Source organism: Colwellia sp. C2M11 (assembly GCF_018860915.1).
In the GTDB taxonomy this organism is placed as follows: domain Bacteria; phylum Pseudomonadota; class Gammaproteobacteria; order Enterobacterales; family Alteromonadaceae; genus Colwellia.
Window position 1 is genome coordinate 136,380 of record NZ_JAHKQD010000048.1, and the last position, 23,495, is coordinate 159,874.

Consider the following 23,495-nt stretch of genomic DNA (forward strand, 5'->3'; position numbering starts at 1 on the left):
TTAATTAAATTAAAGATTACAATAACAGCCCTTGGCATTATTTATAATTAAATTAGCATTAAAGCCTTTAACATAATTTTTTAGCACTATATCAACAATAGAGCGCCCTGCTGAGCATTCAAGACCTTTAGCATAAGGGCCTAAATAAATTAACTCCCCATGCTCATCTAAAACTAATACTGCTGGCGTTGATGGAATAATATGACGTTGTTTATCTGAAAGTTCTATATTTTTTATTTCAAAATCATTCTCTATAGAATACTGATTAGTCGCTTTTTTATGATCTTCACTATAAACAGCACAAGCGCAATCTTGACTGGTGAAATGTATGATAGTTTTCTTAGATAAATTATTCTCTAATACTAAATTTGATTTTATTTCATCAACAATAACCGCCGAATCCCCGCTTAATCTATTTTCTGGATCAAATAAACTTAAGCTGTCATAGAGGAAATATTTAGCAGCAATCACAATAAAAATTAACCAAATAATGAAGACGATATATTGATATCGTCCCACATTATTATCTACTTGGCTCATTAAATTAGTAATTTATACAGTTAAGAAAAACGTTTCACACTATCATTCAGTACAACAGCTGAGTGATTAATATGGTCTGATTCTTCTTTAAGTTGCTCTATGCCTTTTACGTCATCTAACGCAAGGTTTTTCATATTCTCTGTATTTTGAGAAATACCATTAATCACTGAAGACTGCTCTTCCACTGAGGTAGCAACTAATACGGCAATATCAGTTGAATTGGTAACTAAGCCAACAGCACTCAATATTTTTTCACTCGTCATTTCAGAGACTGCAATAATAGAATTTACCGCTTCAATACACTGATTCATAGATTCAGTTGAAGATTGAGAAGAACTGTTAAGTTTTATTAAAGTGTCACTTATTTTATCTGTACTTTCTTTAGTTCGATTAGCTAAGGCTCTCACTTCATCAGCAACTACAGCAAAACCTCTCCCTTGTTCTCCAGCCCTAGCGGCTTCAATTGCGGCATTTAATGCCAGTAAATTTGTTTGATCAGCAATCCCCGTAATTTCATTCAATACAGTAGTGATCATTGAACTTGATTCTACTAATCCCTCTATTTCGGTATTCGTTCGGTTAAGTGATGAAGCAAGCTCATGATTATGTTGATTTATATTATTAATATTACTACTTGTTTCTTGAGTTAACTCATTAACTTGATTCATTTGATCACTCAATTCTGCCGTTTCATTAGCAATTGAATTAATAGTAACGACAATTTCTTCAATAGAAGTAGCTATCATGTCCGTTTCTTGCTTACGTGAATCAGCTGATAGTGTTAATGCTGCTTGAGTTTTCAATAAATTATTTGAGTGTTCAACTAATTCACTAGTTTGATTTTTAACTTCAGAAATAACATTTTCAAGTCGCGATAAAAGCTTATTAAAACTACCTAACACTTTATTTCTCTTATCATTCGATCTCACAGATAAATCAATTGAGTCTTCATGTGCGGTTAGTTTTTCAGTGACTGTCGATAACTCTGTTCCAACAAAACTATCATCATATAAGGTTTTAGCAATAAACGCGGCAATAGCGGCTTCGACTATCGCATAAACAGCATGGATGATTACAGTAGAAAATTTTAACCTGTCTTGGTCAAAAATATATACAGGCATGTCACTGCTTTGCATGAAATAAAATGAAAAATGATGAGCTGCAATGACAACAATGGCTGAAATAAACACGCGCCAATCTCTAAAAATCACCAATAACGCCATTAAAATGAATATTTCGAAGTGAACTTCAATTAAGCCGTTCAGTTGATGAATATGCAAGGCGGCATAAACCATTGCAGCAATTGCTGCGGTATGTTTTGTTAACGTTGCTTCTGGCGCTGTTTTAATTAGCCATAAAACAATTAACGTGGTTGGTAAACCTATAACAATCGCTTCTAAAAAAGTATTATAAACAAACGCTATCGCGATTGATTCTAAAAAAAGAATTGAGAACAATGCTATAAAAAGTTTACTTGTATTAGTCATAAATAATTGCCTACTATCTACTTAAAAAATAAAAAATCACAAAATTATTTAATATAGTCAATTGTATAAATCCATATAAAACAAAGACCCAAATAGAACTTAATTAAAAAATTTACGTTACCTTCAGTATAAAACGTTTTTATAAAATGGCGAATTTCGCCTTTTAAATAAAAAGATGCGATCTTTGCCAATCAAATCGAAAGATCTTATCTCGTTACAATATTTTTATCCACTACTGTTAGACTTTATCCGTCCGTATAAATTAAGCGTCCATTACTATTAAAATTTAAATTAATATATTACCTAACGTATAGGTAAAACAACGAGATCTAGTTTTTGTTAACTATATTTCAAATTAATCCTTGCTGGATTATAATAGTAAGCTTAATTAATAGATTTTTCATTTTAGGAATACAACATGCGCCCAAGCGGTAGAACATTAGGACAAATACGTCCAGTAACTATAACTCGTCAATTCACTAGTCATGCAGAAGGTTCAGTATTAATTGAATTTGGCGATACCAAGGTTATTTGTACTGCCTCGGTTGAAGAAGGTGTGCCGCGTTTTTTAAAGGGCCAAGGTAAAGGTTGGGTTACAGCTGAATATGGTATGCTGCCTCGCTCTACTCACACACGTATGCGCCGCGAAGCATCTTCAGGCAAGCAAAGTGGTCGCACGTTAGAAATTTCTCGTTTAATTGCTCGTGCCTTACGTGCTGCGGTCGATTTAAAAGCCTTAGGTGAAAATACAATTTCTGTTGATTGTGATGTTATTCAAGCAGATGGAGGAACACGTACTGCCTCTATTACCGGTGCTTGTGTGGCACTTGTTGATGCACTTAACTATATGCGTGCCAAGGATATTATAAAAACTAACCCGCTTAAACATATGATTGCCGCCGTATCTGTTGGTGTTTATAAAGGTGAGCCGGTATCTGACTTAGATTATGCTGAAGATTCAAATGCCGAAACAGATATGAATGTTGTTATGACAGATACAGGCAAGTTAATTGAAGTTCAAGGTACTGCTGAAGAAGAGCCTTTTAGCTTTGAAGAAATGCAAGCGATGTTAAGCCTTGCTAAAAACAGTATTAATGAATTATTTGAAATACAAAAAGCAGCGTTAATTTAGCCTGATATCAATAGGAAAGAATAAAATGAAAGATTATCAACGTGACTTTATTGAGTTTGCTTTAGAAAAACAAGTATTACGTTTTGGCGAATTCACATTAAAATCTGGCCGTACCAGCCCATATTTTTTTAACGCAGGTTTATTTAAAACCGGTGGAGATTTAGCCCGATTAGGACGCTTTTATGCAGCAGCATTAGTTGATGCTAATATTAATTTTGATCTAGTATTTGGCCCTGCTTATAAAGGGATTCCTATTGCTACAACAACAACTGTCGCGTTGTTTGATCACCATAACGTAGATGTTCCATATTGCTTTAACCGTAAAGAAGCAAAAACACATGGTGAAGGTGGCTCATTAGTTGGTGCAGAGCTAAAGGGAAAAATAATGTTAGTTGATGATGTTATCACCGCTGGTACTGCCATCCGTGAATCGATGGAAATAATTAAAAGCCATAACGCTGAGCTTTCAGGTGTATTAATTGCGCTTGATCGTCAAGAAAAAGGACAAGGTGAATTATCTGCTATTCAAGAAGTTGAACGTGACTTTGGTACACAGGTGATTTCAATTGTAACTTTAGGTGATGTAGTCACCTTTCTTGAAGAAAAATTAGCAACTAACTCAGAACATGACCAAAACACTCAGTCCGAGTTAGCAGCTAGCTTAGCGAGTATTACTCAATATCGTCAAGCTTACGGCATTTAATTTTTTAGTTATTCAGTAAAACAAAAAGCCTACACACTTGTAGGCTTTTTATATTTTAATTAGGTTTATTTACACTACTAATAACAACGAGGTAGTGAAGTTAGCAATGTAATTAAGCGGTAAGTTCAAAATTATATGTTGGAGCCTTTTCATAAGCTTTGGTTATATCGGAATAAAAGCTTTCTATTCTTAATGAACGTTGAGTAATAGCGTCGGCTTGTCTATTTGACGATGAAGTTTCTATTACCGAAATATTATCATTTTCCTCACTATCAGTTGCTGTTTTAGCAGCACCTTCTTCTTGCGCTAACTCAACTAATAATTCCGATTGTGCTGCAAGTATTTGCTGTGTGGCAGCGCTTGCTACACTTCTATCTTGCGCGGAAGGATTCGCAGGGGCTAAGGCTGCCGAATACACTTTTTGCATTTTGGTAATCGTTGCTCGAGGATCACCATTTACCGGCGCAACATCTACCGAGACTTCCCCGGCTACCGCATACTTTTTACCATCAGGCCCTTGTTCATAAGAATAGCTAGGTGAACCTGCAATAGCCCCCCCTACAGCCGCATGTGCAGCTTCATGAGCCCGAACTTCTTGATCTCTAGCTTTAAGCTCACTAATAACTTTTTCTTGTTCTGGGGTATGTTCTTCATTACCATCAACTGAATCACCACCTTCAGATTTAGACAAATCTTGTGATCCAGGTTTTTGCTCATTTCCTTGGCCCTGTTGGGCATTGTCTTGTTCATTTTGCTCTGTAATACTGGAATTTGCTAACTCTGCCTGTTCCGTAATACTGGCAAAATCGATATCAGCATTGTTTTGAGCAGGTGTTCTGCCACGCTCTTTATCAGATGCTACTCCTTTCTCTGCAGATGACTGGCTGGTCGGTGCTGGTTGGGTAATAACTTCTCGTTGATTATTTTCACGGCGCAAGCTTTCGGTGTGCGGATTAAGCACAGTTGGTATAGATAAATTTGGTACTTGCGGGGTAATGTTCATAATTAAATTATTCGAGACAGTTAATTATATTGATAAAATCAACATTCAGAGAATACTTGTAATTTACGCTGTTACGTCAAGCAGAGTACCTAAGCTTTCGTCTGCTGTTTTTATTACTTCAGTTGCAGATTTAGCTTGATACTCGGCAACTTTTAACTCAACTATTGATTGATTTAATTCAGGTACTTTATTCGCATTACTAAATGACTCACTACTAAATGTAGCAGTGTCTTGACCATCTATTTCACTAACTGCAGAATCACGAGCGACAGTTGTTTCAGCAACTATATCTACCGCTGCTTTATTGGCCATTTCAGTGGCATTTTGAAAACCTTGCACACCAGAATTAAATGCTGATTGAATTTCCATTAAATCTACCTCTCTAGGTTTTATATTAACCTTAGTTACACTGACTAATTATTAACCAAAACACTTAAAAAGTAAAGTTAATTTAGTTTAACAAAATGACTTCTTCTCATACTTACAAGCCATCGAGTCAGTACTACTGTAAAATTATCAAGATGTGAAATAAATGGTGCATGAGAAGCCTGCTTAAAACGATAACAATCGCTAGTAGGCGCCAAGTGTTCCACTTGCTCAATGACGGCTTTAGGAACAAGACTATCTGCGTCACCATATAAACGAAGAAATGGTTGCTTTATGCTATTTAGTTGCTTTCTATAATCACTGTTTTCTAACAACTTTAATGACTGCTCAAGTGTCGTTTTATTTGCCATAGTATATTGAAAAACTAACTCACTAATTTTATTAATATCTTGGCGAATAGCTGAGCTCCCCATTGCTTGTATTTTTAAAAAATTACCAATCGTTTTTTGAATATCTACTTGGAGTTGGTGATGAAACCCCTCAAGAACTTTTGCCTTAATGCCTGGCCATATCAATTGGCTTTCTTCTATTTTTTGGCTTTTTTCTTCCAGAAAATAAGGGGAGCTTGCAATAGTCACTAAAGCCAGTACTTTTTCTGGGTAACTAAGTGCCATTTCAGTGGCAATTAACCCACCTAAAGACCACCCTATATAAACAGCCTGTTCTGTGATACTACCAACAATAGATTGGCAAATATTCGTTATTGAGTAAGGATTTATTTTTTTGTTAACATTATTACCAAAGCCAGGTAAATCAATGGTAATTATATTAAAATCATTAAAAAAACTATCCGGTAGGCTATCAATAAAAGGCTGCCATACTGCTGAATTTAGTCCCCAGCCATGAAGTAGAACTAAAGAAGTTTTTTTATGAGAAGTTGGAGTTTCTATTCTGGGAAAAATGGAAATATTGAGAGTTTCTGCCATGCTTATCCTTAGTAGAATTAATTAATGCGCTTTATTTTACAAAATGGAACGACCAATGGCATGGAAAAAAAGAGTACAAATGCTCTATCAACGTTTTTTATCCACACTAGGCCAGTGTGATATATGCGGTAATTGCCTACACGATATAAGTTCCAGCCAACAAAAATTACTCTGTCCATCTTGTTTAAATGATTTACCCATGTTTAATCAAGCAATTGTACAAGGTGATTTACTTAATTGGCCGGCAATAAATAAAGCATTACCCAATATTAACTTCGACCATTTAATTTGCTTAGCGCCTTATCTGCCCCCTTTCACTCATTGGTTACCACAACTAAAATATCAAGGGCGATTTGAAATTGCCTCCCTATTAGCAACCTTACTTGCACAACAATGGAAAGAACAACACTTAACAACGTTAACTTCGCCGGCTGATCTTATTTTAAGTGTGCCTTTACATATTAATAAGTGGCAAATTCGCGGTTACAACCAAGCACATTTACTTGCACAGCCATTGGCTCAATCTTTACAGTTACCTTACGATGAAGTTACGTTAGTTCGTACTCAAAATAATACCAGTCAAGTTGGAAAAACCGGTAAAGAAAGGCGGCAAACTTTAGCTAACGCTTTTACATTAGCTAAAGAATTACCCAATGATATTAAACATATTATTGTTGTTGATGATGTATTAACTACCGGCAGCACAGCCAATGAAATCAGTAAAATATTAAAACATGCGGGCGCTAGTAAAGTAACTATTGTCACGGTTTGCTTAACCTTACCGCACACAAATCATTAATAATATTTACCTTGTTGGTGCATTAAAAGCTTTAGCAAAAAACAAACTATTTGCCAATAATTTTGCACTTCCTAACCAATAGCCACGAAAGGCTAATACATCAGCCGTAGCAATAACACGACCTTGCCCATAATTATGCGCAACAAGCGCTGAGTTATCCGCGATAAGGTTAACTAGTTTTTCGTCTGTATAACCACTTAACAATGGCTCTTCATGATATTTTGCAACCGTTAGGAAAGGTTGCTGCCTTGAATTCATAATGAGGGTGCTATTTCTAAATAAAGGTAACTGTTTATCGGTATAACCAAAAGCAAGGGGGTGTGAGGTATCAAGCTCTGTAGCAAAAATAGCGCCGGCTATACGTTTTTTCGCGCTAAGCTGTTCTTTGTCTTGGTAAGTTAATCCTTGACTATTAAACAACTGATCAATCTCTTGTTTCCCTACAAAGCTAGCAGATAATATATTTTGTTTAGCTAGCCACTGTGCACCACTTTTTTGAGCAAAAACTACACCGCCTTGCTTAAGCCATAGCTTCAATTGACTAACATGACTATCTGAAAGAACTCTATAGTCACCATTAACTAAAATTACATGACTGTAATTTGATAAATCAACCGTTGATAAACGAGAATGCTCAATAATACTAACGGGAATTTGTAATATTTCATCAAGATAATAGCGAATTTCGCCTGCTTCGTATTGAGAGATCCCATTACCACCTAACAATAGTACTTTTGGCTGTTCTAAAGTTTTAAATGAATTACTACCCAAATCTATGCCTTGACTAGTTAAACCACTATTAATTGTTACTAACGCTATATTAGTTTCATGTGCTAGCTCAGCTAAGCTTTCACGCCAATTCGACGTTTGCTGAATACCGGCAGGAATAATAATAGTACCAGCTGCAAATACTCTCTGCTTACCATCAACTTGACTAACAAATTCACTTGTTGCTACTTTAGTTTTGATCTTTTTATTTTGTAGTTTATTTAGTAGCTTAGGTGCTAAAAAATGATGCCATTCAAATGCATACGCATAATCTGTATCCTTAGTAGATAACTTGCTTACATGAGCAATATCTTTTGAAGACCAAGGCTCTTTTTTCAGTGTTAAACCTCTAGTTTTATCGAGAGCTTGAAAATCAATATTCATTGCTAGCGGCATAGTCCAGCCGGAAACATCATAAAAAGTATTATCTGGAAAATCAGTTCCTTGGGTAAATAAAGCTTGAATAACTCGGTATTGGCTTTGCACTATCGGTACATAATAACTTGTTTCTTTAGCATAATTTTTTTCTTTATAATTAAAGTCTTCTGCAAGTTGATACACGTTAATTTGATGCTGTGCTAATTTATCTAGTAAAGTATTTAAGCGATAAGCATCTTGCGATTCGCTAAGTAAATAACCAGTAAACTTTTCTTTTTTAGCTTTTTTAAGCGCTTGTTGATAAAAATCTTGTCTATAGTCTTTAAGTACTTGACGGTTTTCCCATGCACCTTCAATAGTTGAAAGCGATGTTAAAACATGGTTTTGAATACCATATTCAAATGTTAACAAACCATTAATCGTATCTTGTTGCATACCTCGAGAACTAGCTTGCTCAAATAAAATACCAATACCAGCATTAATATCAGGATAAGTTGAACCTTTCCCATAATAAAAGTCATCAAAATTTTCTTCGCTATAATATAAACGTTGAGCTGAATCTAATGCTTTTGCATGAAACTTCGCTAGTGCTTTAGTTAGCGTCACATTTTTTCTAGGTGTTAGTGGGTGTGTTCTGCTTGCAATACCTGGTTGAAAAAAATAACTACTGTTAGCGCCCATCTCATGGTAGTCACCTAACACATGAGGTTGATATTGATGAAAATACTTCAGTCTGTGTTGACTTTCTTGTTGCGTTAACAACAACCAATCTCGGTTAAGATCAAACCAAAAATGATTAGTTCGGCCACTAACCCAACCTTGGTGATGTTCAATAGTTTCAGGATCACTATTACCCGCAGAGCTTCTATAGGTAGCCGCCCAACTCGCAAATCTATCCATTCCATCTGGATTAATGCTCGGCTCTAAGACAATGATCGTATTCGCTAGCATAGTTTCAATACGTTCTTCTTCACTAGCCGCTAAATAATAAGCCACTACCATAGCTGCATTAGCCCCAGTAATTTCATCGCCATGAACACTATATCCTAACCATATGACCAAGGGTTCATTGGCATTATTTGATGCTTGGGTTTGGTAGGGTACATGCCTTTTTGCTAGAAGATTATCTAAGTTAACTAAGTTTTCAGGACTTGAAATAGTCACTAAAAATTGCTCGCGTTGCTGTGGCGTTCTACCGATAGAAGTCATTTTTATACGTGTAGAATCTTGCGCTAGCGTATTAAAGTATTGCTTTAATTGATCATGTCTTATGTGACGTTCACCTATTCCGAAACCTAACGTTGTACTTGGTAAAGGGGTACTTGAATTAAATGTAGCTTGTTTCGGTAAATATTCTTGTACTGGTTGAGCGAAAGAAATCCACGTAGGAATGACTAAAATAAACAAGGTAAACAAACGATATAATGACATAATAACTTCCAATTTGATGAACTCAGCTAAAATAGCAAATAAAAGCATAAAAATCATTAGCGCATAGCAATATTGCAAAGTAAAATACCTATACTTGAGTAAAACGCTCAAGTATACTCAAGCTATTAAGTCCTCATAAATATCTATTTTGCGATGGCTTGATTATATTTCCTGTTTCAAACTGAAGAGCACAAGCGAGTTACTGTATTATGATCACTATATCCCCTACCGCCCAAGAGCATTTTATTAAGCTATTATCCCAACAAGCAGAAGGGACCCATATTCGTGTCTTTGTTGTAAACCCGGGAACCGCTAAGGCAGAATGCGGTGTATCATATTGCCCTGCCGATGCTGTAGAGCCTGATGACATAGAATTACCATTTGATGGATTTTCTGCCATGGTTGACGCTGACAGTAAAAGCTTTTTAGAAGAAGCCGAGATAGATTTTGTTACTGATCAAATGGGCTCTCAATTAACCCTTAAAGCGCCAAATGCTAAATTGCGTAAAGTTGCTGATGACGCTCCATTATTTGAACGTGTTCATTATTTTTTACAAGCGGAAGTTAACCCCCAATTAGCAGGACATGGTGGTGAATGTACTTTAGTTGAAATTACCGATGACGGCTATGCTGTATTACAATTTGGCGGTGGCTGTAACGGTTGTAGTCAAATAGATGTTACCGTAAAAGATGGTATTGAAGCTCAGCTCATCGAAATGATGGGTGATGAAATTAAAGGCGTAAAAGATGCCACAGAACATGAACGTGGTGATCACTCTTACTATTAAATTAATTTATGAATAATTTATTAGCCAAATTAGGTCAAGATCCCGCACGAAGTCTATCCATTTTTTTGCGTGGGCTTGGCCTATTTAGCCTAGGTTTATTATTTATTGCTTTCGGTTACTATTACCACCACTTGTGGCAAGTAGCTGGTCTGATTTTAATTGCTCTAGGTTGTATAATTTCCGCTTGGGGTTATTTAGGTATTTTTGCTAATCGCTGGTTTAATATTCTAAATAAACACAAAGATAAAGAACTTTCTTAATGCTTCATCTAATTCAGAAGTACTGGTCTCATCTTACAGTTATACTCATTGTCGCTATTACTACATTATCACTATGGCCTGCAATTCATTTACCGAGTGTGCCAGGCACTGATAAAACACACCATTTCATTGCTTATGCTGCATTAGCTTTACCAGCGGCATTACGACACCCAAAATATTCTTTGTATTTTGTTCTTAGCTTTATTACATTTAGCGGTGTAATTGAATTAGTTCAACCTTATGTTAACCGCTATGGAGAATGGTTAGATTTATTAGCTAATACTGTAGGGCTTATGTTTGGTTGGTTGTTAGCAAAAATAATACTTTTTTGTACGAAAAATAATGCTTAAGTAGTCTATTACTAGTCATTTGATTAAAAAAACGGTATTTTAAGCTAACAGTGCGAAAAGAGATGCTCATGAAACTTAATTTTATCACCTTATTGTTATTATTTTTTCACTCAACCAGTTTTGGTGCTGTTATTTTGCAATACCATCATGTTAGTGACACTACCCCTAAAAGTACCAGTATTACCCCTACTCAGTTTGAAGTGCACCTAAAATACCTGCAAGAGCACAATTTTAATGTTATTCCCCTATCTCAATTGATAGATAAAATTAAAAAGCAACAACCATTAAAAAATAAAACAGTAGTCATTACATTTGATGATGCATACCTTGACATAGAAACAAATGCTAAGCCATTACTTGATAAATTTAATTACCCTTACACTATTTTTGTGAACCCAAGTGTTATTACTCAAAGTTCATCTTCTTACCTTTCATGGGAACAACTTAAAGCCCTAGCTGATGAAGGAGTCATTATTGCCAACCATGGCTTTACTCACGACTCTATGACCAGAATTCCAGACAATCTAACGCAAACTCAATGGTTAGCTAAACAGAGTGCACTCTTATTAAAAGCAGAGCAAATAATTGAAGAGAAAACAGGTCAAAGTTGGCGATATTATGCATATCCTTATGGTGAATACAGCCCTACCATACAAAACTGGGCCAAAGAGAATGATTTTATTGCCTTTTCACAACAGTCTGGTGCTGTTGGACTAAATACAGATTTAACCAGTATACCGCGCTTCCCTGCCTCAATGCCTTACGATGAAATATCAGCATTAAGAGATAAACTTAATTCTTTACCTTTTACTATCAAATTAGAAGGCAAAGATGCTGAAACTATCTTTGAGCACAAACAAATTTCACAAGTTACTTTTACTATAGAAACTGACGACTTTTATAAATCAGGTCTAAATTGTTATATTTCCGGCTTAGGTAAACAAAAAGTACAATGGCAGGGAGATAATAGTTTTACTATCAAATTTAACGGTGACTTACCTGTAGGCCGAGTACGTTGTAATTGTACCGCTGCGAGTATAAATAACCCAGGGCAATACTATTGGTACTCGAAGCCATGGTTTATTTTACAACAAGGTGGAGCTTGGTACAGCCTTTAATAGAGCGCGACTATTTTTTTATAATCACTGAGTAATTTCTCACTATCAATGGCCGGTACTTTGCCAACTTCTTGCTCAGGCTTAAATATAGACGATATATTTCCATCAGGATTAATGAGCACTATTGACGCACTGTGATCAACCAAATATCCTTCACTTTCATCGCTAATAGCGTACATTAAACCTAAATTACGTGCGAAAGGAAATAGCGCACTATGCTCTCCCCTTAATGCAATGAATTCATCGTTAAAATAAGGTATATATTGGTTTAATTTTTCTTGAGTATCTCTATGTGGATCAACAGTTACTAACAATACTTGGCTGTTGCTCGCTATCGCTTTTAAATCATCATAAATGAAACCTAAATTTTGTAATGTAGTAGGGCAAATATCAGGACAAGAGGTATAACCTAAAAATACCAGTGACCAATTATCTTTTAATTGAGCTTTAGTAAATAACTGACCGGTATGATCCGTTAATTCAAAGGGCTTAATTATTCTGGGCTGTTGATAATACAAAGCATGCTCTGGTTGCTCAACATTATTGACTTGTTGAAATGCCAAGACTCCAATAACAGCGGCAATAAAACCGCCGATGTAAATTACATAATTTTTCATACCTTAGTTTCTCTAGCCTATTGGCAATAAATAATGATCAAGTAACAAAATAATAAATAGTAACATCAAGTGGATAATAGAAAACTTGAATGTATCCATAGCCGTATTTTCATCAGCATTAAATTTAAGCTTCCACGCATAAGCAAAAAAGATAGCATTAAGTACTACAGCACCAATTAAGTATAGCCAATTACTCATGCCAACTAAATAAGGCAATAAACCCACAATAAATAACAATACGGTATAAAGTAAAATCTGGGTTTTCGTAAAGCTAATACCATGCGTCACAGGTAACATGGGGATATTCACTTTCGCATATTCATCTTTACGATGAATGGCTAAGGCCCAAAAATGCGGCGGTGTCCAAGTAAAAACTAATAGAACCAATAACAAGGCATGTGGATGAATTTCATTTGTCATAGCTGTCCAACCTAGTAACGGCGGGATAGCACCAGCGAGACCGCCAATAGTAATGTTTTGTGGAGTTGCACGCTTCAAATATAAGGTATAAACAAAACTATAGCCCACTAACCCTGATAACGTTAAGTAAGCCGTTAATGGATTAACTAACCCATAGAGTAGAATGAAACCCAATAAGGCAATACTAAAAGCAAACACGATGGCATTATTAGTGGTGATTCGACCTTCAGGTAAAGGTCTATTATGTGTTCTGCCCATAACCGCATCAATCTTTTCATCGACAATGTGATTAATTGCCGCCGCTGCAGATGACAATAACGCAATACCTAACATAGCAGGTAGCAATAGTTGCCAAGGCAAACCGCCTGGCACAGATAAACTCATGCCAACTAACGCGGTCAATACTAACAAAGCAACTACTTTTGGCTTAGTAATATCATAATAAGCTCGCCACCTAGAAATCGATATAGTAGGTATTTTTGTATTATTTAGCACTTCATCAGACATTATATCTCCTTACCTTATACTCTATGGTACAAGCGATAAGTTAAATTAATAAGCGTTAACATTAAGCAGGCCGCTACCACGTTATGCGCAACAGCAATGCCAAGCGGCAATGACAAGACAATATTAGAAATTCCAAGTAAAACCTGGCTTGTTAAAGCAACCCCTACAACTAATGTTGCTACTTTAAGGGCGTTGGTTTTAGCTCTAAGGTAAACCATTATCATCAACCAAGTTAAATAGACTGTAGTAATAATAGCGCCAAAACGATGCGTCACATGAATAGTGACACGATCCTCATGAGGCAAGTGCCCAAATTCATAACTTTCCTGTGCGGGTGGCACTAAGTCAAAAGAGTTTTCAAAAGTCAGTTGCTCTTGCCAGCCCGGCTGACAAATAGGTAATTCAACACAACTTAACGCAGCATAATGAGATGACGTCCAGCCCCCTAATCCTATTTGCCCAACCAAAACAATAATACCAAGCAAAGCAAAGCTGCCATATTTTTTTACTGGAGCCTCACTGACGCTTATTTGAGTTTTTCGTAAACGTAAATGCAACAAAAATAGCAAACTCAAAGTAGTAAAGCCGCCAAGTAAGTGAGCCATAACCACTATTGGCATTAACATCATGGTTACTGTCCACATACCTAATACAGCTTGAAAAATAACAACCGCTAAAATAAGTAAAGGTAGGCGTAAAGGTGTGTTTTGATGACGATTTTTAAATGACAAAAAAGCAATAGCGAGAATAAACAAACCTAATGCACCAGCGAAATATCGATGGATCATTTCATTCCAAGCTTTATGAGGCTCAACGGGCCGTTCAGGAAATGCTAATTCAGCTTTCGCAATTTGCTCTGCTGTTTTAGGTACATCAAGTTGTCCGTAACAAGTAGGCCAGTCTGGGCAGCCTAGTCCTGCATGCGTCAGTCTTGTATATGCACCTAAAGCAATAACAATAAACGCTAACACAATACTCAGAATGACTAACTTTCTAAGTATATTAGTGTGATCGCTATTCAGTGCTACATTGCTCATATTAACCAACCTTTGAATATTTAAGAATTTTTTTCATATCAGCTAAAATCTGTTTACCGAAATGTGGTAATTGCTTAGTGTCATTAGGTATTTCATGGCTCATAAAAACATTACCAAGGGGGTCAACCAACCATATTTTTTGCTCTGTTATAATTGTTTTAGCTTTACTTGGGGTTGCTACTAGCTGCCACTGACTTTGTGAAAGGTGTTGCAGTTGATCGTTAGACAGCACAGACTGATACAGAGCAACAGGGGTAACTCTAGGCATATATTTACCCAAAGCTACATAAGTATTATGAACAGACTCTAAAGTATGTTGACAGTTTTCCTCACAGTTCAATGGGAGGCTATAAAGAATCAACCACTGATGTTCAAACGCTGAATTGTCGATTCCTAATTTATCAAGCGTTAGCTCCTCAGTTAACAAAGTCCCCTTATTCGTTACACTTTTTGCCAACCACTCGCCATCTAAAGCAAGTTTAGCCAATATAACGGGTAACAAAAAAACAACAATCATCAATAAAAAGCTTCGACGATTACTCTTTTTAATGGTTGCCTCTTGAACACCTGATACTTCATTGTGTACTGAATTCATATTATTTCGCCTTACTATTATTTTTATTATCACCCTTACTTATACTAAACTTAGCCCATAACATTAAAAGTAACCAAGCTATCGCCAAACTAAACCACTGAAAAGCATAAGCACGATGTTTTTCTGGTGGCATCACTATAGGTTGCCAATTTTTTTCAAAGCCTATTTTTTCACTTTCGTCTAAATAAATAACAAAAGGCAATAACTCTCGCTTGAGTAAAGCTGAAAACTTATCTAATTCAATTTGCTGCACTCTTAATGGCCAGCTTGCTTGAGAAAATACTTGCTCTACTAATTGAATACCTACTTCTATTAAACGAATATGCCCTTTAAATTTATATTGCCCACTCAAGGCTGATACATCCGGTATTTCTTGCCTATTTATTGATCCTTGTATCCAACCAAGACTTACCAATACTGCGTGTTTACTTGTTTCTGCTACTTGGTAGACCCGATACCCTAAACGCCCTTTACTCACTTGGTTATCTAATAAGAATACTTTTCCTTCATCAAAGCTTCCTTCGATATATACAGGGAAATCGTTGATTTTATTTAAAGAACTTCCATTATTTGAGAGGGTTAAAACCTGACTTAGTGAGATTGGTTTTTTAGCGCTTAGTTTGTCAATCTGTGCTAATCGCTGCTCTTTTTCTAATGCCCTACTAATTTGCCAAAAGCCAAGCTTTACTAATGTTGAAAAAACGAGCACAGTAAAGACTAGCCAAAGTAAATTATGCTTACTAAAATAATTTGATCGCTTTTGATCAATACTTAAAGGTGTACTACTTGGCATCAAAAATAAAATCCTTACAACAAGTTAATACTTAGGATATTGAGTGTATGTTATTTAAAATTATTATTATCACACTTATGCTATTCATGGTTTACAACCTCTTTCGTGCTTTATTTATTATGAATAAAAAGCCCGATCCAAACCAACCTTCTATGACTAAATACATTGGCCGGAGATTAATGGTCTCGGTAGCGATAGTGATTTTAATACTAATAGGGTTACTCACCGGCCTAATTACACCAAACCCAAGACCTTATTAAAGTTAATATTTTTATAATTTTTGATAAATAAATTCGTTAGAGCAAAGCGAAGGCACGGAGTTGACGCCAATTAATGAGTACCTTCAATGCAGTTATTACGGATTTAGCAAAGTATTTAACATCACAAAATGTAGACGAATAGAAAAAGTAGTACCCACACTACGTCAACAAAATGCCAGTACCAACTTGTTGCCTGAAATGCAAAATGATTTTCAGGTGTAAAATGTCCTTTTAACACTCTAAAGAACATAACAATTAACATAATGCAGCCTAGTGTTACATGTAAACCATGAAACCCAGTTAACATGTAAAAGGTATTACCGTAGATCCCACTTGTTAAATACAGTTGCATTTCTTCAGAATAACCATGGGAATACTCTAAAACTTGTAGACTAATAAAGGTCAAACCTAAAATAATAGTAAATCCTAACCAAGCTTTTAGCTGTGATCGCTTATTTTTTTCTAGCGCAACATGGGCAAAATGTGCGGTAATGGAAGAAGTTAATAATAGGATAGTATTAATTAATGGTAATCCATACCATCCCATAGCAGTAGTTTCGGTGCCTCCAGGTGTTTTAATTAATGGCCAACTAGCAGTAAACTCTGGCCATAAAACAGCCGCTGTTTCCGCATTATTTCCAGCACCATCTAACCACGGTATAGAAAAAGTACGTGCGTATAATAGTGCGCCAAAAAAGGCAGCGAAGAACATAACCTCAGAAAAAATAAACCAACTCATTCCTTGTCGAAATGAATTATCCATTTGACGACTGTACTTTCCAGCCATCGATTCATTAATAACATTACTAAACCAGCCAACTACCATATAAATGACTAAAGCAATTCCCGCTAGTAGCAAATAACCACCATAACCACTAACTTCATTTTTAATATCGGTAACATAATTAGCAGCCCCGACAGCAATCATAAATAATGCAACTGCACCTACAATTGGCCAATGGCTTTGTGATGGTACGTAATAACTTTCATATTCTTTGGTTGTCATTTTTATTACCTCTTTTACTCATAATATTTATAAGCGTGATAAATAGTTTATGAGTCTTTTTTTTCAGTAATATCATACAAAGTGTATGATAATGTCAGGGTGTGAATATCCACAGGCAAATCAATATCAACATAAAACTGTAAACCCATCTCGACTTCTTCACCACTTCTTAATGGTTGCCGCTCAAAACAAAAACACTCTATTTTTTGAAAATATCCAGCGGCTAAGCCTGGCGAAACAGAAGGAACAGCTTGCCCTGTAATATCATGATTCGCTTCATTTTTAGCAAAGAAATTAACGAATTTCATTTCACCTGGGTGTACAGAAATTTCATTAATTATAGGTTCGAATTGCCAAGGAATTCCTTTCGCCATTCGCGTAATAAATTGCACCTTTATTGTACGTGACGTATCAATACCATTATCAGAATAAACTACGGCTACATCATTGGTCTTACCGTTTAAGCCCGTAATATCACAAAAAACATCATACAAAGGTACAAGTGCAAACCCGAAACCAAACATAGCAAATACCATGAATACTAACTTTTTAATAACTTTACTGTTATTCGGTTTAACAAGTTTTTGCTCGGTATTATCGCTCATAACTAATCCACCTTAGGCGGCGTACTAAAGGTATGATATGGAGCTGGACTTGCCACGGTCCATTCTAATCCCTCAGCCCCATCCCATGGTTTAGCTGGGGCCTTATTTCCACCTCGAATACACTTAATAACAACGGCTAAGAAAATCAATTGTGATAAACCAAAAGCAAAACCACCAATGCTGACCCATTTATTAAAATCAGCAAATTGCAATGCATAATCCGGAATACGTCTAGGCATGCCAGCTAAACCTAAAAAGTGCATTGGGAAGAAGAGTAGATTGACTGAAATTAATGAACACCAGAAATGCCATTTAGAAAGGGAGTCGCTATACATATGCCCTGTCCACTTAGGTAACCAAAAATACGCTCCGGCATAAATAGAAAATAATGAACCAGTTACAAGTACATAATGAAAATGCGCAACCACAAAGTAAGTATCGTGGTATTGAAAGTCTACGGGAGTTAATGCCAACATTAAGCCAGAAAACCCCCCAATTGTGAACAAAATCACAAAGGCAATTGAGAACAACATTGGTACCTCAAAAGTCATTGAACCACGCCACATTGTTGCGACCCAGTTAAATACTTTCACACCTGTGGGCACGGCAATCAGCATAGTACAATACATAAAGAACAGCTCACCAAATAAAGGCATACCCGTGGTGAACATATGGTGTGCCCAAACAATGAATGACAACAGTGCAATTGAGCCAGTGGCATACACCATAGAGCTATAACCAAATAACTTTTTACGAGCAAAGGCAGGAATGATAGTTGAAACAATACCAAATGCCGGCAAAATCATAATATAAACTTCAGGGTGTCCAAAAAACCAAAAAATATGCTGGAACATTACAGGATCACCGCCCCCAGCAGCATTAAAGAAGCTAGTTCCGAAATAAGTATCGGTCAACACCATAGTAACAACACCCGCTAACACCGGCATAACAGCAATGAGTAAATAAGCCATTATGAAAAATGTCCAAACGAATAATGGCATTTTCATGTAAGTCATACCCGGTGCACGCATATTCATAATAGTCACAACAATATTAATTGCGCCCATAATTGAAGATACCCCCATAATATGAACAGCAAAAACAAAAAATGCCGTGCTACCATTTGAATATGTTGTCGATAAAGGCGCATAAAATGTCCAACCAAAATTTGGCGCACCGCTTTCCATAAAAAATGAACTAAGCAGAATGGCAAATGCAAAAGGAAGAATCCAAAAACTCCAGTTATTCATTCGCGGTAATGCCATATCCGGCGCACCAATCATCATGGGCAACATCCAGTTAGCAAAACCGGTAAATGCTGGCATTATGGCACCAAAAACCATTATAAGACCATGAACAGTAGTTAACTGATTAAAAAAGTCTGGCTCTACTATTTGTAAACCTGGCTGAAATAATTCAGCACGGATCACCATAGCTAAAGCACCGCCAGTTAATAACATGATAAAAGAAAACCATAAGTAGAGAGTCCCTATATCTTTATGGTTTGTTGTATATAACCATCGCTTAATACCTTTCATTTTATGATCATGATGTGCATCATCAAGCGATTCATCTATTGTATGTGTCGTCATCTCTTACTCCTCGCTTACCGCTTTAACATCTGAGCTTTGTACTAAATCACCGGTTTCATTACCCCAAGCATTACGCTCGAATGTAGTAACCGCGGCGATTTCTTTTAAACTGAGTTGTTTCCCAAACGGAGGCATCATACCCTTGCCGTTAATGACTAAAGTTAAATGCTCTTCAATAGAGCCTTGAGTGGCAATAGCACTCCCTTTAAGTGCAGGAAATGTAGGAGGTAAGCCCAATCCTGTAGGCTGATGACATGCAGCACAATGAGCAAGATATACGGTTTCGCCAAGCTGCATTAGTTCTGCTTTACTCATAGAAGAGCTTAATGATGCCTTCTCTGCATTTTCAGCTTGAGCAGTCAATGCGTGTTGTTCATCCAACCACTTATCATAGTCTTCGCTAGATTTTACTTCGACTACAATCGGCATAAAGCCATGATCTTTGCCGCAAAGCTCAGCACATTGACCGCGATAAACTCCAGGCTCATCAACATTTGTCCAAGCTTCATTTATAAAGCCAGGATTAGCATCTTGTTTAACAGCAAAAGCAGGAACCCACCAAGAATGAATAACATCATCAGAAGTAATTAAAAAGCGGACTTTTTTATTAGCAGGAATAACTAAAGGCTTGTCCACTTCAAGTAAGTAATCTTCTCCTTTTAGAGCACCATTACCACTAAAGCTACCGTCCTGATTTTCATACTGCTCGCGCGGGGTAGACAATACCGAGTAATATTCAATATTTTGATCAAAATATTTATAATGCCACTTCCACTGCGAGCCTGTAACTTGAATAGTGACATCGGAGTTATCATTATTTTCCATGTCAATTAAGGTACTAGTTGCCGGAACGGCCATTGCGATAAGAATAACGACAGGAATTGCCGTCCAGAGTATTTCTACTTTAGTGCTTTCATGAAAGTCAGCTGCTTTTGCTCCTTTTGATTTACGATGGAAGATCATAGACCAAAACATCGCTCCAAAAACAACAACCCCAATACCAGTACATATGTAGAGTGCTAGCATATGTAAATCATACACCTCCCTACTAACTGCCGTTACGCCTTTAGTCAAATTTAACTGTGAATCTGACCAAGCTGAACTGGAAAATAAGCTTAAACAAACAAGACAAATTTCCATCCACCAACGTTGATTACTTCTATTCACTCAACCTCTCCCCTATCAATATTTACTTCGTTTTAAATAAAATCGGTGTAATAATTCACCGTTTAAAACAACATATAAAAATAGAAAACAGAAAAGCAGCAATGTACATCAAAAATCATTTAACTGATGATCTGTTAATTTAGTTATTATTATTTTCTAATTAAGCACTTAATTTGAAATTTATTAAATTAACTGACGTGATATGACTAACTCAAATGACATAAGCGTAAATATTTAAGTTTAGCTATCGAATTAGCGCATTGACGTCTTTTTTATTCTTATTCAGTTTTTTGCTAGTTATAGCAATCTCACTAGCTATGTGATCATTTCTACTTGCTAAAATCACCAACTACATCATTATTTATTTAATAATTAGAACAACTAGTTATTGAAATAAATGCCTTGTATTTGGCTGTTTTTTCTACGTATAAAATTGTTCACTTAATTAATGAAACTGGTATTAATTTGTTCGATTCACCTTCTAGAATCGCTCAAAACTTAACCTAGGTCAAATTATAATTTAGATAAAAGCTAATATAATCAATAGAGTAACTACTCTAAGCTGTCTCTATAGCATGACTGGTATAGTCTAGGGGAATTTTGGCTATTGATATAATCAATAATTATTAATTGATTATTTAACAACCAAATTTGAGAGGTTTTTATTTAATAAAATAAAGCTAGTGAATATAACTAATAAAAATTGTCACTAAGGTATAGCAACAATTAAAAAATATAAAAAAGAAAACTTACATCCAATTGCCGTTACGAATAATACCAACAGCAAGCCCTTCAATGTAGAAATCTTGAGAGCTAAGATCTACCTTGATAGGTTCAAAATCTTCATTTTCAGCTTGTAAATAGACGATATTACCATCACGTTTGAAGCGTTTTACTGTCACTTCATTTTCTACTCTAGCAACAATCACTTGACCATTTTGCACGTCAGTTGTTTGATGTACTGCTAATAGATCACCATCTAAAATACCAATATTTTTCATGCTTTCACCATTTACTCGTAACAAGTAATTAGCCACGGGGTGGAATAAACTACCACTCATTTGATAATGCTCTTCAACATGCTCTTCGGCTAAAATTGGCTCACCTGCAGCTACTCTACCAATAAGAGGAAGACCTTCTTCTTCAATAAACTGCTCAGATAACCGTATGCCACGAGATGTTCCTGGCAACATTTCAATATAACCTTTTTTTGCTAATGCTTTTAAATGTTCTTCTGCTGCATTGGCAGATTTAAAACCAAAAAAACTCGCTATTTCGGCTCTAGTAGGTGGCATTCCAGTTTCTTGAATTTTATCTTTAATCAAGTCAAATATTTGTTGTTGACGATTAGTTAACGGCTTTAATTCATTTGTTGCTAGCATTAGCTTTTCCTTTCTAGGTAAAGACCTGTATTTATTCACAACTGTCATTATATACAGCCAACTAATAAACGCAAGGGGTTACTAAGAACCTTAGGATCATATTCTTAGAATATGGACTTAAAATTATCAATATAATTAAGGTGATAGGAGAATGAATCAGTTTAAAACCTGATCATTTACTTTAATGAACAGGCTTGATAAATACACATGCGTATTTATCAGTTTTATTTGAACAAAATAATTTTGGGAAAGCAGAAAACAAGTTAATCAATATTAATTGAGTGCCAATCCAGAAGAGAATGCGAGTAAGCATTTGATCTACAAAAATAAAAGATAGTGGCTCTCTTAATTATAAAGTGAGCCACTAATCAAACTAAAAAACTAAACGGTAGCGACCACGGCTATCAGGCGTACCTAAAAAGGTAAGGAATGACGACGAATGTCGCCTGTTCTTATTAGGCGAATAAATTCGCCCCTACGGTGATGTCGAACACCTTCGCCTAACAATGTTTTTTGTTAAGGCGTATGTAGGGTGAATGTAGGGCGTATGTAGGGGCGACTTCAGTCGCCTGTTCTTATTAGGCGAATAAATTCGCCCCTACGGTGATGTCGATCACCTTCGCCTAACAATGTTTTTTGTTAAGGCGTATGTAGGGTGAATGTAGGGCGTATGTAGGGGCGACTTCAGTCGCCTGTTCTTATTAGGCGAATAAATTCGCCTCTACGGTGATGTCGAGCACCTTCGCCTAACAATGTTTTTTGTTAGGTCGTATGCAGGGTGAATGTAGGGCGTATGTAGGGGTGACTTCAGTCGCCTGTTCTTATTAGGCGAATAAATTCGTCCCTACGGTGATGTCGGTCACCTTCGTCTAACAATGTTCTTTGTTAAGGCGTATGTAGGGTGATTAGCCAACTAAAAAACTAAACGATAACGACCACGGCTATCAGGTGTGCCTAAAAAAGGTAAGGCGTCATTAAGGGCGCTTGGAAACTTAGGGCCCGGCTTTAAATAACCTTTGCCAGAGGCTTTACCATTTTGACCAACAGATGCGGTAAAGGTTAAGCCTAAATCATTTTTTGGTGACATAACCAAAGTTAATACGCCGTTCGCGCAGCTAATGTCTGCGTTGAGTTGACCTAATGGCACTGTTTTATCTAAAGCGGTTATGCCTGCTTTCGACCATGCACCATTACCTGTTGCACTAATACATTGGTTGTTTTTAGTGAGGTCAATTTCTGCTGCAGATACCGTTAATTCAACATCACCTTGCGCTAGCATAGGTAAAGGCAGTGGTAACTGCTGTGCTACTTCGTTAGCACTTACTAGCAAGTTAAGATTGGTTAGAGTGGCTTTTTCTGAGGAAAGCGCTAAGTCAAACTTGCCTTCAGGACCCGCTTTAAATGGGTCACCAAAAGTAATGGCAAGTTTAGGCGTTAAGCTTAA

Annotated in this window: 25 protein-coding genes; 8 read left to right on the forward strand and 17 right to left on the reverse strand. The window is 36.3% G+C overall.

The features are described 5' to 3' along the window. Window positions 1-9: 9 nt before the first annotated feature. Both KO509_RS14585 and KO509_RS14590 read right to left on the reverse strand, forming a co-directional pair. The gene (locus KO509_RS14585; protein ID WP_215973995.1) at window positions 10-540 is read right to left on the reverse strand and encodes a DUF6436 domain-containing protein; all 531 of its coding nucleotides are present in this window, start codon (window positions 538-540) and stop codon (window positions 10-12) included. 20 nt (window positions 541-560) lie between these two features. After that, the gene (locus tag KO509_RS14590; protein WP_215973996.1) at window positions 561-2,027 is read right to left on the reverse strand and encodes a methyl-accepting chemotaxis protein; all 1,467 of its coding nucleotides are present in this window, start codon (window positions 2,025-2,027) and stop codon (window positions 561-563) included. 418 nt (window positions 2,028-2,445) lie between these two features. On the opposite strand from KO509_RS14590, the gene rph reads away from it, so the two are divergent. Then, window positions 2,446-3,159, forward strand: coding sequence for a ribonuclease PH (gene rph / locus KO509_RS14595; protein WP_215973997.1), 714 nt, complete (start codon window positions 2,446-2,448; stop codon window positions 3,157-3,159). 25 nt (window positions 3,160-3,184) lie between these two features. Then, window positions 3,185-3,862: an orotate phosphoribosyltransferase gene (gene pyrE, locus KO509_RS14600; RefSeq protein ID WP_215973998.1), complete on the forward strand. Its 678-nt coding sequence runs from the start codon at window positions 3,185-3,187 to the stop codon at window positions 3,860-3,862. A 112-nt stretch (window positions 3,863-3,974) separates the two neighbouring features. On the opposite strand, the gene KO509_RS14605 is transcribed toward pyrE, so the two are convergent. The 3 genes from KO509_RS14605 to bioH form a co-directional block, all read right to left on the reverse strand. Further along, window positions 3,975-4,865, reverse strand: a complete 891-nt coding sequence (locus tag KO509_RS14605) for a putative metalloprotease CJM1_0395 family protein (protein WP_215973999.1) — start codon at window positions 4,863-4,865, stop codon at window positions 3,975-3,977. 63 nt (window positions 4,866-4,928) lie between these two features. Beyond that, the gene (locus KO509_RS14610) at window positions 4,929-5,234 is read right to left on the reverse strand and encodes a hypothetical protein (RefSeq protein WP_215974000.1); all 306 of its coding nucleotides are present in this window, start codon (window positions 5,232-5,234) and stop codon (window positions 4,929-4,931) included. Between the two features lie 77 nt (window positions 5,235-5,311). Then, window positions 5,312-6,178 (reverse strand): pimeloyl-ACP methyl ester esterase BioH, encoded by an 867-nt coding sequence (gene bioH, locus KO509_RS14615; RefSeq protein ID WP_215974001.1) that lies wholly within the window; start codon window positions 6,176-6,178, stop codon window positions 5,312-5,314. 55 nt (window positions 6,179-6,233) lie between these two features. On the opposite strand from bioH, the gene KO509_RS14620 reads away from it, so the two are divergent. Further along, complete coding sequence (locus tag KO509_RS14620) at window positions 6,234-6,977, forward strand: ComF family protein (RefSeq protein ID WP_215974002.1); 744 nt, start codon at window positions 6,234-6,236, stop codon at window positions 6,975-6,977. Between the two features lie 6 nt (window positions 6,978-6,983). Here KO509_RS14620 and KO509_RS14625 read toward each other — a convergent pair whose 3' ends face one another. Further along, a complete protein-coding gene (locus KO509_RS14625) occupies window positions 6,984-9,554 on the reverse strand; it encodes a M14 family zinc carboxypeptidase (RefSeq protein ID WP_215974003.1) in 2,571 nt (856 codons plus the stop codon). A 209-nt stretch (window positions 9,555-9,763) separates the two neighbouring features. Between KO509_RS14625 and nfuA the strand changes: the two genes are divergently transcribed. The 4 genes from nfuA to KO509_RS14645 all read left to right on the forward strand — a co-directional run bounded on the left by nfuA (window position 9,764) and on the right by KO509_RS14645 (window position 12,070). Then, the gene (gene nfuA, locus KO509_RS14630) at window positions 9,764-10,342 is read left to right on the forward strand and encodes a Fe-S biogenesis protein NfuA (RefSeq protein ID WP_215974004.1); all 579 of its coding nucleotides are present in this window, start codon (window positions 9,764-9,766) and stop codon (window positions 10,340-10,342) included. 8 nt (window positions 10,343-10,350) lie between these two features. Next, the gene (locus KO509_RS14635) at window positions 10,351-10,602 is read left to right on the forward strand and encodes a hypothetical protein (protein ID WP_215974005.1); all 252 of its coding nucleotides are present in this window, start codon (window positions 10,351-10,353) and stop codon (window positions 10,600-10,602) included. Continuing rightward, a complete protein-coding gene (locus KO509_RS14640) occupies window positions 10,602-10,952 on the forward strand; it encodes a VanZ family protein (protein ID WP_215974006.1) in 351 nt (116 codons plus the stop codon). Before KO509_RS14635 ends, KO509_RS14640 begins: the two co-directional genes overlap by 1 nt. Before the next feature lie 68 nt (window positions 10,953-11,020). After that, window positions 11,021-12,070 carry a polysaccharide deacetylase family protein gene (locus tag KO509_RS14645; RefSeq protein WP_252727612.1) on the forward strand — a complete coding sequence of 350 codons (1,050 nt, stop codon included), beginning with the start codon at window positions 11,021-11,023 and terminating at the stop codon, window positions 12,068-12,070. On the opposite strand, the gene KO509_RS14650 is transcribed toward KO509_RS14645, so the two are convergent. From KO509_RS14650 to KO509_RS14670, 5 genes are read right to left on the reverse strand one after another with little or no spacing between them, the layout of a single operon-like run. Then, window positions 12,067-12,687, reverse strand: coding sequence for an SCO family protein (locus KO509_RS14650; protein WP_215974008.1), 621 nt, complete (start codon window positions 12,685-12,687; stop codon window positions 12,067-12,069). The genes KO509_RS14645 and KO509_RS14650 overlap by 4 nt on opposite strands. Window positions 12,688-12,699: 12 nt before the next feature. Continuing rightward, window positions 12,700-13,614 (reverse strand): heme o synthase, encoded by a 915-nt coding sequence (gene cyoE / locus KO509_RS14655; protein WP_215974009.1) that lies wholly within the window; start codon window positions 13,612-13,614, stop codon window positions 12,700-12,702. A gap of 14 nt (window positions 13,615-13,628) precedes the next feature. Next, on the reverse strand, window positions 13,629-14,651 hold the full coding sequence (locus tag KO509_RS14660) for a COX15/CtaA family protein (protein WP_215974010.1): 1,023 nt from the start codon (window positions 14,649-14,651) through the stop codon (window positions 13,629-13,631). Window position 14,652: 1 nt separating this feature from the next. After that, the gene (locus KO509_RS14665) at window positions 14,653-15,246 is read right to left on the reverse strand and encodes a hypothetical protein (RefSeq protein ID WP_215974011.1); all 594 of its coding nucleotides are present in this window, start codon (window positions 15,244-15,246) and stop codon (window positions 14,653-14,655) included. Window position 15,247: 1 nt separating this feature from the next. Further along, the gene (locus KO509_RS14670) at window positions 15,248-16,039 is read right to left on the reverse strand and encodes an SURF1 family protein (protein ID WP_215974012.1); all 792 of its coding nucleotides are present in this window, start codon (window positions 16,037-16,039) and stop codon (window positions 15,248-15,250) included. A 47-nt stretch (window positions 16,040-16,086) separates the two neighbouring features. Between KO509_RS14670 and KO509_RS14675 the strand changes: the two genes are divergently transcribed. Further along, on the forward strand, window positions 16,087-16,299 hold the full coding sequence (locus KO509_RS14675; protein WP_215974013.1) for a DUF2909 domain-containing protein: 213 nt from the start codon (window positions 16,087-16,089) through the stop codon (window positions 16,297-16,299). Window positions 16,300-16,420: 121 nt separating this feature from the next. Here the strand turns inward: KO509_RS14675 and KO509_RS14680 are convergent, their stop codons facing one another. The 6 genes from KO509_RS14680 to KO509_RS14705 all read right to left on the reverse strand — a co-directional run. Then, window positions 16,421-17,305 (reverse strand): cytochrome c oxidase subunit 3, encoded by an 885-nt coding sequence (locus tag KO509_RS14680; protein ID WP_215974014.1) that lies wholly within the window; start codon window positions 17,303-17,305, stop codon window positions 16,421-16,423. A gap of 47 nt (window positions 17,306-17,352) precedes the next feature. Beyond that, window positions 17,353-17,910, reverse strand: coding sequence for a cytochrome c oxidase assembly protein (locus KO509_RS14685; protein WP_215974015.1), 558 nt, complete (start codon window positions 17,908-17,910; stop codon window positions 17,353-17,355). Window positions 17,911-17,912: 2 nt separating this feature from the next. Further along, on the reverse strand, window positions 17,913-19,502 hold the full coding sequence (gene ctaD / locus KO509_RS14690) for a cytochrome c oxidase subunit I (protein ID WP_215974016.1): 1,590 nt from the start codon (window positions 19,500-19,502) through the stop codon (window positions 17,913-17,915). A 3-nt stretch (window positions 19,503-19,505) separates the two neighbouring features. Then, window positions 19,506-20,669, reverse strand: coding sequence for a cytochrome c oxidase subunit II (gene coxB, locus KO509_RS14695; protein WP_303495334.1), 1,164 nt, complete (start codon window positions 20,667-20,669; stop codon window positions 19,506-19,508). Between the two features lie 749 nt (window positions 20,670-21,418). Further along, window positions 21,419-22,051 carry a transcriptional repressor LexA gene (gene lexA, locus KO509_RS14700; RefSeq protein ID WP_215974017.1) on the reverse strand — a complete coding sequence of 211 codons (633 nt, stop codon included), beginning with the start codon at window positions 22,049-22,051 and terminating at the stop codon, window positions 21,419-21,421. 913 nt (window positions 22,052-22,964) lie between these two features. Beyond that, window positions 22,965-23,495, reverse strand: a 531-nt coding sequence (locus KO509_RS14705; RefSeq protein ID WP_215974018.1) for a type II secretion system protein N, incomplete at its 5' end; no start/stop codon positions are given.

Coding starts and splice junctions, on each gene's coding strand:
- lexA (WP_215974017.1), bottom strand. CDS start 22,051: ATGCTAGCAACAAATGAATTAAAGCCGTTAACTAATCGTCAACAACAA.
- KO509_RS14685 (WP_215974015.1), bottom strand. CDS start 17,910: ATGAGCGATAATACCGAGCAAAAACTTGTTAAACCGAATAACAGTAAA.
- KO509_RS14620 (WP_215974002.1), top strand. CDS start 6,234: ATGGCATGGAAAAAAAGAGTACAAATGCTCTATCAACGTTTTTTATCC.
- KO509_RS14650 (WP_215974008.1), bottom strand. CDS start 12,687: ATGAAAAATTATGTAATTTACATCGGCGGTTTTATTGCCGCTGTTATT.
- KO509_RS14585 (WP_215973995.1), bottom strand. CDS start 540: ATGAGCCAAGTAGATAATAATGTGGGACGATATCAATATATCGTCTTC.
- KO509_RS14660 (WP_215974010.1), bottom strand. CDS start 14,651: ATGAGCAATGTAGCACTGAATAGCGATCACACTAATATACTTAGAAAG.
- KO509_RS14590 (WP_215973996.1), bottom strand. CDS start 2,027: ATGACTAATACAAGTAAACTTTTTATAGCATTGTTCTCAATTCTTTTT.
- KO509_RS14675 (WP_215974013.1), top strand. CDS start 16,087: ATGTTATTTAAAATTATTATTATCACACTTATGCTATTCATGGTTTAC.
- pyrE (WP_215973998.1), top strand. CDS start 3,185: ATGAAAGATTATCAACGTGACTTTATTGAGTTTGCTTTAGAAAAACAA.
- KO509_RS14635 (WP_215974005.1), top strand. CDS start 10,351: ATGAATAATTTATTAGCCAAATTAGGTCAAGATCCCGCACGAAGTCTA.
- rph (WP_215973997.1), top strand. CDS start 2,446: ATGCGCCCAAGCGGTAGAACATTAGGACAAATACGTCCAGTAACTATA.
- KO509_RS14645 (WP_252727612.1), top strand. CDS start 11,021: ATGAAACTTAATTTTATCACCTTATTGTTATTATTTTTTCACTCAACC.
- bioH (WP_215974001.1), bottom strand. CDS start 6,178: ATGGCAGAAACTCTCAATATTTCCATTTTTCCCAGAATAGAAACTCCA.
- KO509_RS14665 (WP_215974011.1), bottom strand. CDS start 15,246: ATGAATTCAGTACACAATGAAGTATCAGGTGTTCAAGAGGCAACCATT.
- KO509_RS14670 (WP_215974012.1), bottom strand. CDS start 16,039: ATGCCAAGTAGTACACCTTTAAGTATTGATCAAAAGCGATCAAATTAT.
- ctaD (WP_215974016.1), bottom strand. CDS start 19,502: ATGACGACACATACAATAGATGAATCGCTTGATGATGCACATCATGAT.
- cyoE (WP_215974009.1), bottom strand. CDS start 13,614: ATGTCTGATGAAGTGCTAAATAATACAAAAATACCTACTATATCGATT.
- KO509_RS14640 (WP_215974006.1), top strand. CDS start 10,602: ATGCTTCATCTAATTCAGAAGTACTGGTCTCATCTTACAGTTATACTC.
- KO509_RS14625 (WP_215974003.1), bottom strand. CDS start 9,554: ATGTCATTATATCGTTTGTTTACCTTGTTTATTTTAGTCATTCCTACG.
- KO509_RS14605 (WP_215973999.1), bottom strand. CDS start 4,865: ATGAACATTACCCCGCAAGTACCAAATTTATCTATACCAACTGTGCTT.
- KO509_RS14610 (WP_215974000.1), bottom strand. CDS start 5,234: ATGGAAATTCAATCAGCATTTAATTCTGGTGTGCAAGGTTTTCAAAAT.
- nfuA (WP_215974004.1), top strand. CDS start 9,764: ATGATCACTATATCCCCTACCGCCCAAGAGCATTTTATTAAGCTATTA.
- KO509_RS14680 (WP_215974014.1), bottom strand. CDS start 17,305: ATGACAACCAAAGAATATGAAAGTTATTACGTACCATCACAAAGCCAT.